The following is a 12,687-nucleotide window of genomic DNA, read 5'->3' as shown; positions in this document are numbered from 1 at the left end:
CAAACGTGGTCGGAGGCCAAGCACCGTCGACGCAGGGGCAGACAGCGAACTCTCTCTATATATAGAACAGTGCCGACGAAGCCGCGCACGACAGACGGGAACTTCTGACGCGCATCGTGGTCGGCCACCGCGATGTCCAGCACACGCGACTCCCCTCGTCCGGCGGCAATCGCGCGGACAACGCGAAGCGCCGAGGAGCGCCTTGCCGAACGAGCTTCTATCCGAGACGATCCGGGACCTGCCCCGGCCAAACCACCCCTGCGGGTGATCATTCGGCATACGCAGCTCCGCGTTCGACCCGGCGTCAGCTGCTGACCACCTAAGGTGCGGTGCGGGGGCAATGTTTCATGTGAAACAGCCCGCGCGGCGTAGTGATTTCGTGCGGATTTGCGTGTCACTCTGCGCGTCGCCGCGATTCAGCTTTCTTAAACCGCTCAGTGCTGGCAAGCTAGTGGGCGTCGGGCGTGAGCGTAGGTGCCACGGAGGGATCTGGTTGTCACAGCGGCGAGAAGCTCCGCTCGGTCGATCGGGCGCCGCGGACCCGGTTGTGCATCGTGTTCGATCCGACAAAGGCTGTTGCAGACACGGCGCCGATCCGTCTCGTCGCGCGTACGTGTTCTGAAGTTTCTCGGGTTAGGAGCTGTCTATGTCGAGCGGTCCGGCGAATGTTTCACGGGAAACAACGTCGCGCGTGCCGGGGATGCTGGACTCCAGCAATTTCGACGCGGATGCATTCGGAAGTACACCGTTCGGGCACATCTCGCCCAGTGAGACCCCGATAGCTGCCGAAGCGCAACGTGCAAGTCAGGTCCTCCATCCAGGAAAGGTGACTGTGCCGAAACCGCACGAGCAACGGATCATCACGATCGCCAATCAGAAAGGCGGCGTCGGGAAGACGACCACCGCGGTCAATCTGGCGGCCGCTCTGGCGCATCAGGGTATGACGGTGCTCGTGATAGATCTCGATCCCCAGGGAAATGCCAGCACCGCCCTCGGCATCGAGCACCATTCAGGCGTCCCCTCCAGCTATGAGCTGCTCATCGGCGAGGTCTCGGTCCGGGATGCTATCCAGACGAGTCCGCACAGTGAGCGTCTCCTGTGCATCCCCGCGACCATCGATCTGGCGGGTGCCGAAATCGAACTCGTGTCGATGGTGGCCAGGGAGGGCCGGCTGAAAGCCGCAATCCAAGAGGCGAATATCGCCGGATACGACATCGATTATGTGATGATCGACTGCCCGCCGTCCCTGGGTCTACTGACGGTCAACGCACTCGTCGCGGCGAAGGAGGTGCTGATCCCGATTCAGTGCGAGTACTACGCGCTGGAGGGCGTCGGCCAGTTGCTGCGCAATATCGGCCTGGTGCAGGCACACCTGAACCCTGAACTGCACGTCTCCACCGTGATCCTCACGATGTACGACGGACGCACCAAGTTGGCCGATCAGGTCGCCGAGGAGGTCCGCGGACACTTCGGTGATGTCGTACTGCGATCGGTGATTCCGCGCAGTGTGAAGGTGTCGGAGGCGCCCGGTTACGGCATGACGGTGCTCGATTATGATCCAGGCTCCCGGGGCGCGATGAGCTACCTGGATGCCGGACGCGAGATGGCGGCCCGCGCGGTGGCTCCGCGCGTCGCCGCGACGAAGTCGGCGGAGTGACTCGGCCAGTGGTGTCGATGCTCGGCACAGTCCGGTTTGGTGGCGGAACGAGGAAGGGGTCGGTAGACCGATGAGTCAGGCGAAGAAGGGTGGGCTCGGGCGCGGTCTTGCCGCGCTGATCCCGACGACACCGACGGCATCACCGGGCCTCAGCAGTGCCGCTGCGAGCGTTATCGGTCTGGACCCGGTCGGGCCGCAGCCGCCCTCCACCTACCTGCATCGGGTGCCCGATCCCGCCGACAACGCCGAACTCGAGGCCGGCGGCGCCGTCTACCGGGAGATCCCGCCGGACCAGATCGAGCCGAACCCGAAGCAGCCGCGCACGGTTTTCGAAGAAGACGCACTGGCCGAGCTGGTGCATTCGATTCGCGAGTTCGGTCTGATGCAGCCGATCGTGGTGCGCCGGACCGAGCCGGGCGTTGACCGCTATCAGCTGGTCATGGGCGAGCGGCGCTGGCGGGCCTGCCAGGAGGCGGGGCTGGCCGCGATTCCCGCGATCGTCCGGGAGACCGCGGACGAGTCGATGTTGCGCGATGCCCTCTTGGAGAATATCCACCGGGTGCAGCTGAATCCGCTCGAAGAGGCGGCGGCCTATCAGCAGCTGCTGGAGGAATTCGACGTCACCCACGAGGAATTGGCTGCCCGAATCGGCCGCTCTCGCCCGGTTGTGACGAATATGATCCGTCTACTGAAGTTGCCGATCCCGGTGCAGCGCCGGGTCGCGGCGGGCGTACTGTCCGCCGGACACGCGCGAGCACTGCTCGGTCTCGAAGCGGGTGCGGACGCTCAAGAGGTGCTCGCCGCCCGAATCGTCGCCGAGGGACTCTCGGTCCGGGCTACCGAGGAAGCCGTCATGCTGGCGAACCGAGAGCAGGACGCGGCCGCGCCCTCTCCCGTCGTCCGCCGCAAGCCGATCGAGATGCCAGGCCTCCAAGCTGTGGCCGATCGGTTGTCCGGCTCCTTCGACACTCGGGTCCTGGTGAGCATGGGCAAGCGCAAAGGCAAGATCGTCGTCGAATTCGGGTCGGTCGAGGACCTCGAACGGATCGTCGCCCTGATGGAGCAGAACGCACCTACCGTGTGACAGAAGTGACCAAAATAGACTTGTGGTTTCCATAGGTGCGGGTTCCGGGCCGAAACGTCACTGTGACGGCAGGAATTCGCACGGCCGTGGAGCGCGCTTCGCTTCCCGGCGAAGCAACACAAGTTCTTCTGACCAACAGCACAGCGACATGGAATGAGGCAGGTCCCGTTGATCGCTTATTCTTGCTGGCGAGCAAACATTGATGCGACGTGAGCGTGGATGAATCGGACAGCTGGAGGCTGAGCAGAGCGGTGTCGACCAGCGTCACAGCACTAACCCTTGGCGGACTGGAGAAGCTTCCCGCGCATGCGCGGCGCTGTGTCTTCTGGGAAATGGATCCCGCGGTGGCCGAGGATTCGCGCAACTTCAGCGATCCGGTATTCGAGAAGGAAGCCTGGCTGTCCACAGTCATGCTGGAGTGGGGTTCGTGCGGGCAGGTGGCGAACGTCGACGGCAACGTCGTCGGTTGCGCCTTCTACGCACCGCCGAGCGCGGTGCCCCGGGCCGGCCTCTTCCCCACCTCCCCAGTCAGCCCGGATGCGATCCTGCTGACCACGCTGCGGTCCGAATTTCCCTATCATGACGCGGATGTCGCCCACCGGCTGATTCAAGCCGTGGTCGCGGACCTGGTTCGCCGTGGCGTGCGCGCTCTGGAAGCATTCGGAATCCGCACCCACCCGGCGACGCAGGCCCTCTCGGAGCGGTCCGGCTCGATGACATTGCTCGAGCGAATCGTCGCTCCGATCAAGAGCGCGAGCGCCACGACCGAGTGCTCACCCGAGAGCTGCATGATCGACGCCGACTTCCTGGAGGATGTCGGCTTCGAGATCGTGGCCCCGCATCACCGGTTCCCACGGTTACGGTTGGAGCTCGACTCGGACCACGGCTGGAAGGAAGACGTCGAACGGGCGTTGGATCAGCTGCTGGCCGCGGCGTCGATGACCGTGCCGACTCGCATCGGAGCACGCTGAGCGAAACATCGAAACGCCCCCTGGCCGATTGACAGGGCCAGGGGGCGCTTCGAAGGATAAAAGCCGACGCTACATCCGGTCCGCGGCGGCCAGTTCCTCGGCCAGCAATTCCGCGAAAGTGTACGTACCGGTCGGCTGGTCGTCCTGCCCGAGCAGGTACAGCCGCTTCACCGAGATCAGAATGGCTTCGGCGATCACGTCGCGCATGCGCGGGTTCGTGAGAACCGAGGCGTCGTATTCGTTGGTCAGATAGCCGATATCCACCTGCACCGTCGGCATCTTGGTGAGACGCAACAGATCCCAGGTGCGCGCGTGGGTACGGCAGTCCTGCAGGGAGGTTCGGGCGACGACCTCGCGCTGAATGAATCCGGCCAGCACCTGTCCGATCATGGACACAGAGCCGTGCGAGTTGCCGAAGTAGAACCCGGCTACGCCGTTGGCCAGCGGGCTCGGATTGGCGGCACAGCGCAGCGAGATCATCAGATCCGCGTCGAAGGCGTTGGACGTATCCGCGCGCTCGGCATCGGTGGGGTTGGCGCCCCACGGACGCGACAGGAAAGTCTCCATACCCGTGGCCGCCATCCGTCCCTCCAGACGGCTGGCCAAATCCCACAGGATCTCCGACTCATAGACGTCGCCGTACTCGGTGGGTACGGCGCATCCCTTGTCCGGCCCGCCGAGACCAGGATCGATGACAATCCGCTTGCCCGTCAGCTGCGGTCCCGCCCGGTGCACCACTTCTTCCTCGGCGATCCGGTGCGGATTACCTCCGGTCACCCTGGCGCCGAGCAGATCCAGCGAGCGCAGGGTGTCGGGACCGCAGATGCCGTCGGCCGATAGGCCGATCTCCCGCTGGAAGGCGGTCAGCGCGTCGTGGGTGTGCGGACCGAAGTAGCCGTCGACCCGGTGCACGTAGAAGCCGAGGTCCTGCAGCCTGCGCTGGAGGGTGGCCACGTCGTCGCCGTACAGCGGCGCGGACAGCTGATAGATCAGCGTGCGCGCGCCGAGCCGGTAGGACGCTTCCTTCAGTGCCCGGTAGGTCGCCGGACCGACCACACCGTCGACGAGCAGACCGCGATGCTGCTGGAACGCGCGAACCGCGGAATCGAGGTGGTGGTCGAAGGACACCTCCGTGTCTTTCCAATATTCGCGTGCGTCCGCCTGATCGGTACCGACGTGCGCGTGTAGGAACCCAAGGCTTGCCAGGGTGCTCCGAACCTCTGCTACGGCTGGACCGGAATCGCCGTGACGAAGTCGGTGCATGCGTGAGAGCCCTTTCCTTCCGTCAACCCGCGGGTACCCACTCATGCGATGGGATACACCTTCGCACGACAGGAGCGTCGGTCGATTGTCTCAGACCTGGACCGGGTTTCGACAATCCCGGGGTCCAGGGCATCCTACGGCGCGTCGTCGGATCGCGTCGTCAGATGACGTCTTCGAGTTCGCGCAGAAGAGCCGCCTTGCCCTTCGCCCCGACGATCTGCTTGACCGGCTTACCGCCGCGGAACAGCATCATAGTGGGCAGTGAGAGGATCTGATAATCGCGGGCGGTGCTCGGGTTGGCATCCACGTCCAGCTTCGCGATGGTCAGCTTGTCCGCGTGCGCACCGGCGATTTCCTCCAGGACGGGCGCGACCATCTTGCACGGTCCGCACCAGTCGGCCCAGAAATCGACGAGGACGGGCTTCTCACTCAACAGCACGTCGTCGGCGAAGGACGCGTCGGTGACGACAACCGTGTTGGCGGACTTGGACATGGGTGTTCTCCTAGCGATACAGCGAGATGAGAGATAGGTGACTTGTCCGGCGCGAGGCTCAGCTGGCGGGGACGGTCACCGATTCGCCCGCGTGGGCGAGGGTGTTCGAGGTGATGTCGCCCTGCTCGGCCAACCAGCGCTCGGCGTCGATGGCCGCCCGGCAGCCGGTGCCCGCGGCGGTGATCGCCTGGCGGTACGTGTGATCGACCAAATCGCCCGCGGCGAAGACGCCGGGGATGTCGGTCGCGGTCGTTGGGTCCTTGACCAGCACATATCCCTCGTCGTCCAAGGCGACCTGGCCCCGGACGAGCTCGCTGCGCGGGTCGTGGCCGATCGCGACGAACAGGCCGGTGGCGGCCAGCTCGGAGGTCTCGCCGGTTCGGGTATCCCGGACGGTCAGGTGGGTGACGCTGTTCTCCCCGTGCACCTCGACCACCTCGGCGTTGAGCACGAACTTGATCTTCTCGTTCGCCTTCGCGCGCTCCAGCATGATGCGGGAGGCGCGGAACTCCTCGCGGCGGTGGACGATGGTCACGCTGGAGGCGAACTTGGTCAGGAAGGTCGCCTCTTCCATGGCGGAGTCGCCGCCGCCGACCACCACGATGTCCTGGCCCTTGAAGAAGAAGCCGTCACAGGTGGCGCAGGCGCTGACGCCGCGGCCGAGCAACCGCTGTTCGCCCGGGACGTTCAGGTAGCGCGCGGCCGAGCCCATGGCGAGGATGACGGCGTAGGCCTCGAAGGTCTCGCCGCCGGCGACGACCTTCTTGATCGGGCCGGTCAAGTCGACGGCGTCCACGTCCTCGGTGCGGATGTCCGCGCCGAACCGCTTGGCCTGCTCGCGCATCTCCTCCATGAGATCCGGGCCCATGATGCCGCCACGGAAGCCGGGGAAATTCTCGACCTCGGTGGTGGTCATCAGCGCACCGCCGAACTGGGTCCCCTCGAATTGCAGCGGCTGGAGCTCGGCACGGCCTGCGTAGACGGCGGCCGTGTAGCCGGCAGGTCCGGAGCCGATGATGATCAGGTCGCGAACTGGCGCGCCGGTGTCGCTTCTTTGCTCGCTACGCTCGCTCATGGGGCCCTTCCGGGAGGATTCGATCGGACGTGTCGGTCAACAACAGGGTAATGGCTGTTGTTCCCGCGTCGGCGGGGTCACACCGCGCGGGTGGTCCAGATCGCACAGTCAGCCGATGTCCTGCAGCGCTTTGCGTTGGGGATCGCCCGTACCGCAACCGGTTCCGACGACCAGTGCGGTGATCTTGGGCGGCTGTGGACCGTTGAGCAGGATGAGCACCGCGTTCCCGCCCTGGAATCTGATGTCGGTGGAACCGAGCACAGTGCGGTCGAGACCGTTGGCCCGGACACAACGCTCGAGGGCGTCCCGGCCGGCCAGCGAGCCGGTGACCGTGTGACGGCCGAGCGCGCTGAGGGCCGCGGTGGCGGTGAGATCCTCACCCCATTCGTCGTTCCCCGTGGTCGGCTGCGCGGTGGGCGTGGGAGCGTCACCGCCGCGCCACGTCGACACCCAGACGCCCGCACCCGCCACCGTGACGATCGTCGCGGCCGCCGCGGCGAACCAGCGCCATCTGCCACGGCGACGCTCGTCCAGATCCGTACGCGGGGAACCGGAAAACTCTGCTCCGCTATCGGATTCGCCTGCCCACGCGCGCGGAAGCTCGTGAACCGTAGCGTCGGGTGCGTCCTCCGATGGCTCGAGGTCGTCGACGAACAGAGCGAGCCGGGCCAGCACGTCCTCCGGCATCGGGTGAACGATGCGCTCATCCGCGCCGAGGGCGCGCAGGTCGGCGGTGACCTCGTCCAAGGCGCGCAGGTACCGCATGGCCTCCTGGTCGCGCGAGACCACAGGCCACAACTGCTCGCGCTGCTCCGGTGTCACGTTGTCGGCGTGCAGGTCAGCCAGCAATTCGGACGTGAACGGGGGCTGCGGCACGGACCGGGTAGCCATCGCACCTCCGTTGTTCGCATCTGACATCGCGGGGATCCCCTCGCCGCCGGGGCCTGCCTCTGAATCGTTCAGAGGTTCGTCACTATTAATGACGCATCCCAACTACCTCCGGTTCCCCGGATCACGCAGATAATCCAATCGCTCTTTCAACCGCTGCCGCGCGCGGGCGCACCGGCTCTTGATCGTTCCCTCGGGCACGCCGAGCAATGCGGCCGCCTCGGCCACGCTATACCCCTCCACGTCGACCGCGACGAGCGCGGTCCGCTGATCCGGCGGCAACGAGAACAGCGCGCGATCGATGTCCATGGACATCTCCACCCGGGCCATCTCGTCGCGGTCGTCCTTGGGCTCGGGCATCGACTCCGGCGACAGCGACAGCGCGTATCTGGTCTTGTTGCGGCGGATCCGGTCCAGACAGGCGTTCACCACGATCGCATGCAGCCAGCTGCGTACCTCGGCCTCCGCGCGAAATGAAGCAGCCGTGCGATGCGCCGACAACAGTGCGTCCTGCAGCGAATCGGCCGCGTCCTCGCGCGTGTAGGACGTCCGCAACGCGGTCTGCCACAGGTGGTCGTTGTGCCTGCGCAGCAACTCGGCGAACGCGTGGCGCTGACCCCGCACATGCGCTCGCAGCAGTTGCACGTCGGTGGCTTCACCGAGTACGAGGGAACGCTCGTGACACATCACCGGTCGCGACGCCCCCCTGCCGAGCTCCTCGTTCACTTCGGACGACAAATGCCAACCCCTTGGACGGCCCTCACGGCGGCAACGGGCCCGATCGACCATCACCGAGACTTCGCAGCATCCAGGAACGAAACGCCAGAACCTGGGAAGCTCCCCTGCTGAGAGCGCCCGAAGATCATATCGCCCGTAACGTTTTGGCAGCAACCAAGTGCTCGGGCCGGGTACGGAGGAACGCGCGACGTTCGATGGGTGCGCTATGCGCTGTGAATGACCCACACGATCGACGGTGCGGGGGGAAATGGCCGGGCTACGGCGCGGCGTCGAAACGAATATCGGAAATCGCGGTCTGGAACTGTCCTCCGGAGTTCCCCAGCCCGGTGATCCAGACGAGAACGTAGCGGGCGGCCTGGTCGGCACGCACCGGGATGTCGGTGACGCCGTCGTCCAGCCGGGCGGACCCGATCAGCTGGGTCTGATCCAGCGTCGGCGAGCCGGTGGGCGAGGTGCGGATCTCCACCGACGTGCCCGCGCTGGGCGAGTTGATCGAGACGTTCGTGAGCTTGGCCGGGGCAGGCAGTGTCGCCAGCAGCCCGACGCCCTTCTTGAGCGCCGGGAACTGCTGGAAGTACTGATCGGTGCGCCACTGCGTGCCCGGATCGTTGTCCAGCACCGCATGGACGTTGGAGACGCCGTCGGCGGTGCCCTCCGGCGAGAACACCGACACACCGGTCACCGGGACCGGCGCACCGGTCGAGGTGAGGTTCGGGCCCGCGGCGGCGGGCGTCGGCACCGGCTGGTTGTTCGTCGTCAGGCCGATATTGCGCTGCTCGTTGAGCGGGGCCTCCGAAGCGCTCGGCGCGAACACGCTGACCATCCACCAGATCACGATGCCGACCACCAGCGCGGCGAGAATGCCGAGGCCGACCATGATCCACATCATCCGCTGCGAGCGTTCGCGTTCGGCCGCGAGGAGTTCCGGATCGGCGAGCGAGTCGTCCATGTTGGCCGGCGCGCGCTGGCCCAGGCGCAGCACCGGGATGAAATCGGTCTTCTGATCGACCACCGACGCCTGCTCCAGCACGTGCTGGACCGTCGCCGCCGTCCGCACGCCCTTGTTCGACTCCAGCGAGCGCACGGCGACCGCGGAGATCTCGAACGGCACCTCCGGACGGATCTGGCGTGGCTCCACCGGAGTGCCGTCCGGGCCGAAGTCCGCGAGCCGAAGCCCGCCGACCGTCGCCGCCGTGCCGGTGACGCCACCCGAGCGGATCGGCCAGCGGGCGGTGATGAGCGCGTAGAGCATCGCACCGAGGCCCCGTACGTCGGACTGCGCGTCGGAGTCCGACAGCGTGCCGGGGAAGGCGAGCACCGCATCGCCCGAGGCGCTGATGCGCACCCGGTCGGGATGATCGATGGACAGCGATCCGCCGCCGCGGTGCGCGAGCTCGGCCGCGGAGGCGAGGGCGCGGATGGCGCGCGCCGCGCCGATCGGCGAAGGCACCGTCTCGGCCATCTCGCGCAGCGAACGACCCGGCGTCCACTCCGCCACCACGATGCCACCGGAGCTGCCGCGCACCACGTCCAAGACGCGGGCGAGGCCGGGCGAGTTGATCCGGCCCAGGCGCAGCGTCCGGGACAGAATCGCCTGCGGGCCGTCCTGCCCGGAGTTCTCCGTCGCCTTCTGGTCGGCGTCGACGAAGGTCAGCGCGACCTCGCGATCGAGTTTGATGTCCAGCGCCTGCCAGAACTTCAGGCCGCGGGCGCCGCCATGGCTGGCGAGCAGACGGTAGCGGCCGCCTGCCACCGAAGCGCCCGGGATCAGCTTGGGGCCGCGCGGGATTCGCCGGGCGCCCAGATTCTCGCCGCCCATCGGCGGCATCTCCGGCGAGCCGATGGGGATCATCCCGGTGTCGTACATCGGATCGCGCGGCGGCAGCTGATTCTCCTGCGATCTCGGCGCGTCCTGATCCGGTGCGGCCGTGCCCGGCTGCTTGTTCGCGTACGCGGGATCCGACGGCTCCCCCGCGGTCGGCGGTACATCGGTGGACAGTCCGCCGGGCGTGGTCGCAGAAGAATCGGCGGCCGGGACGCCGCCCACCGCGTCGTCGCTCACCCTCGGTCCTCCTTCGCCCTGGTATGTCGAGGTTCCGGCGAATTCGCCACTTGTGCTTCTCTGCCGAACAGGGTACGGGAACTCACCCATGCCGGTGCGGTCAACGGCATCGGGTCTGATCACAGGGAGCACCATGGTCTGGGCGTCCATGTACGGATCGAACCGCGGGTATGCCAGGTAGGGATCGGGCCTGCGCAGGACCTGCGTGACGTAGGGATCCTCGGCCGGGCTCTCCAGGTCGAGATCCGGCGCGGGCGGAGTCCAGCCGAGGCGCCGCGAGATGGCCACGGTGATGGCGACGATCTCCGGAATCCCGGCGAGTCGCATCAAGCCGAAGGCCACCGCGAACATGACGATCGCGGTGATCGCCACCCGGATCAGTGAACCGGGGCCACCGAAGGACGCGGTGAGCCGATCCAGACCGAGTACCCGGTCCACGATCCACATCACCGCGCCGCCCGCGAGTGACGCAAGCACGACACGGGTCACTGTGCGGCCGACATTGGCCATCCGGAGATCGCCGAGACTGCGGTGTAGCAGGTAACCGCCCACCACGGCGCCGACCGCGAAGCCGAGGCCGTTCGCGACGCCGAGCGCGATCACCACGTGCTCGGCGTCGGTGACGACCGGGGCCAGCGCGGAGAAAATGATCTTGGCGGTGGTGATGCCGAGGATGATCCAGGTGGGCGTCCACGCCTGCTCGCGGGCATAGAACACGCGCAGGTGGATCAGCACAAGCGAGTACGGGATGAGCGTGAACGCGGACCAGCTCACCGCCTGACCCAAACGCTCGGCGTCCTCGGCGAAGCGCGCATATCCGAACAATGCCTCGCCGACCTGCGGCCCCGCCAGTGTCAGAAAGGTGATGACGGGGACCAGCGCGATCATGGTCAACCGGGTGGCGACCGACAGATCGTCCACGACGGCAGGGGTGTCGTCCGCTGCGGCATTCCGGCTCAACCGCGGCATGATCGCGGTGAGCACAGTGACGCCGAGCACTCCGTACGGAAGTTGCAGCAGCAGCCAGGCATTCTGATAGATCGCAGGCCCGGCCGCGTCGGTGTGCGACGAGATGTTGTTGGCGAAAACCAGACCCGCCTGGCTGATCAGTACATACAGAATGATGGCGGCGCCCATCCTGCCGAATTGCTTCAGACGGGCATCGATTCCCCAGAGCGGCCGCAGGTCGATCCCTTGTCGGCGAATGGCGGGCATCAGGCTGAGCGCTTGTGTCACCACACCGAAAGTGATGCCGATACCGAGTACCAGAAGCTTCGGATCGCTCATACGAACGGGATCGAGGGTGATCTCGCCGGGCGTCAGTGCGTAGAGACCGAGCACCGTCAGGACGACGAGATTGTTGAGCACGGGAGCCCAAGCACCTGGCTTGAAAACCTGTCGCGTATTCAGGATTGCGGTGAGCAGTGCCGACATGCCGTAGAACAGGATGGCGGGCACTAGCAGAAACGTGAGCGCTGTGGTCAGCGCCGTATTCACCTGCCCGTCGGACGATACGAAGACATGGGTCGCCAACAGAGGCGCCGCCGCGACGGCGAACAGCGTCGCTACCGCCAGCACCGTGAACGCTGCGGTGACCAGACGCCGCACGAACATGGCGCCACCGTCGGCATCCTCTTGCTCGGCCCGAACCAGCGTCGGCACGACGATCGCGGTCAGTACCGCACCGAGCACTAGTTCCGAGATCATGTTCGGAATCAGGCTGGCTGACGCGAAGGCGCTGGCAATCGCCGGCCCGAGCACGGTGAGCAGCATCAACTGCTTACCGAACCCGGTGATTCGGCTGACCAGCGTCGCGAACGCGATGGACCCGGTGTCGCTCAGCAGCCGAGAGTTGGAGTTCTGCTTCGGCTTGTCGGGCTTCGGCGCCACCTGGGCGGCGGGCCACTCCTTCGTCCGCGGGCGATCCGGTTCCACGGGCTCGTGCCGGACCGGGGCGGCCGGACGTTGGCGCGGCGGCGGGAACTGCTGTGGCTGCGGCGGAGCGTAGCGCGGCGGTGGCACCCGCTCGGATTCCGGCGCGACGGCAGGCATCGGCCCGGACCGGGGTGGACGCGGCGCTGCGGGAATCGGGCCCGACTGCGGGGGCCGCGGCACCGCCGGTATGGCGCCGGACCGCGGTGGACGCGGGGTGGCCGGGATCCCGCCGGACTGCGGGCCACGCGGTGCGATCGGCGGCGGCGCCTGCCGGGCGGCGCCTGCGGGCGCAGGACCGGGACGAGCGAGCCCGGGCGGAACCGGTCGCGGTTGTCCCGGACCGGCGGCAGGCGGCGGAACGGGATACGGCCGTGGGTTCGGCACGGGACCGGGGCGCGGCGGCGGTGGTACGGGCGGCCTGGGCTGCGCGGGTGGCGGCGGCGGTGCCATGCGCTGGTCCGGCCGCTGCGGCGCCGCCGGAGGACGACTGATCTGCGGCACCCGCGGGGGCTGACCATCGG

Annotated in this window: 9 protein-coding genes; 3 read left to right on the top strand and 6 right to left on the bottom strand. The window is 66.9% G+C overall.

Going from position 1 to position 12,687, the window contains the following annotated elements:
• Positions 1-700: 700 nt before the first annotated feature.
• The 3 genes from NNI01S_RS02380 (at position 701) to NNI01S_RS02370 (ending at position 3,712) form a co-directional block, all read left to right on the top strand.
• Entirely contained in the window at positions 701-1,657 is a 957-nt protein-coding gene (locus NNI01S_RS02380; RefSeq protein ID WP_245675946.1) for a ParA family protein, read from the top strand.
• 70 nt (positions 1,658-1,727) lie between these two features.
• Positions 1,728-2,741, top strand: a complete 1,014-nt coding sequence (locus NNI01S_RS02375; protein WP_063017003.1) for a ParB/RepB/Spo0J family partition protein — start codon at positions 1,728-1,730, stop codon at positions 2,739-2,741.
• A 251-nt stretch (positions 2,742-2,992) separates the two neighbouring features.
• Positions 2,993-3,712, top strand: coding sequence for a hypothetical protein (locus NNI01S_RS02370; protein WP_063017001.1), 720 nt, complete (start codon positions 2,993-2,995; stop codon positions 3,710-3,712).
• 69 nt (positions 3,713-3,781) lie between these two features.
• Here the strand turns inward: NNI01S_RS02370 and NNI01S_RS02365 are convergent, their stop codons facing one another.
• The 6 genes from NNI01S_RS02365 to NNI01S_RS02340 all read right to left on the bottom strand — a co-directional run bounded on the left by NNI01S_RS02365 (position 3,782) and on the right by NNI01S_RS02340 (position 12,283).
• Entirely contained in the window at positions 3,782-4,975 is a 1,194-nt protein-coding gene (locus NNI01S_RS02365; protein ID WP_063016999.1) for an N-acetylmuramoyl-L-alanine amidase, read from the bottom strand.
• 160 nt (positions 4,976-5,135) lie between these two features.
• Entirely contained in the window at positions 5,136-5,468 is a 333-nt protein-coding gene (gene trxA / locus NNI01S_RS02360; protein WP_063016997.1) for a thioredoxin, read from the bottom strand.
• A gap of 58 nt (positions 5,469-5,526) precedes the next feature.
• Entirely contained in the window at positions 5,527-6,543 is a 1,017-nt protein-coding gene (gene trxB / locus NNI01S_RS02355) for a thioredoxin-disulfide reductase (RefSeq protein ID WP_063016995.1), read from the bottom strand.
• Positions 6,544-6,651: 108 nt separating this feature from the next.
• On the bottom strand, positions 6,652-7,434 hold the full coding sequence (locus NNI01S_RS02350) for an RsmA family anti-sigma factor (protein WP_063016992.1): 783 nt from the start codon (positions 7,432-7,434) through the stop codon (positions 6,652-6,654).
• Between the two features lie 102 nt (positions 7,435-7,536).
• Positions 7,537-8,118: an RNA polymerase sigma factor SigM gene (gene sigM / locus NNI01S_RS02345; protein ID WP_063017123.1), complete on the bottom strand. Its 582-nt coding sequence runs from the start codon at positions 8,116-8,118 to the stop codon at positions 7,537-7,539.
• 307 nt (positions 8,119-8,425) lie between these two features.
• Positions 8,426-12,283 (bottom strand): lipid II flippase MurJ, encoded by a 3,858-nt coding sequence (locus NNI01S_RS02340; protein WP_084488375.1) that lies wholly within the window; start codon positions 12,281-12,283, stop codon positions 8,426-8,428.
• Positions 12,284-12,687: the final 404 nt, after the last annotated feature.

This window comes from Nocardia niwae NBRC 108934 = DSM 45340 (assembly GCF_001613465.1).
Classification (GTDB): domain Bacteria; phylum Actinomycetota; class Actinomycetes; order Mycobacteriales; family Mycobacteriaceae; genus Nocardia; species Nocardia niwae.
Note: the sequence above shows the minus strand (reverse complement) of the source record. Positions and strands in the feature narration are given on the sequence as shown.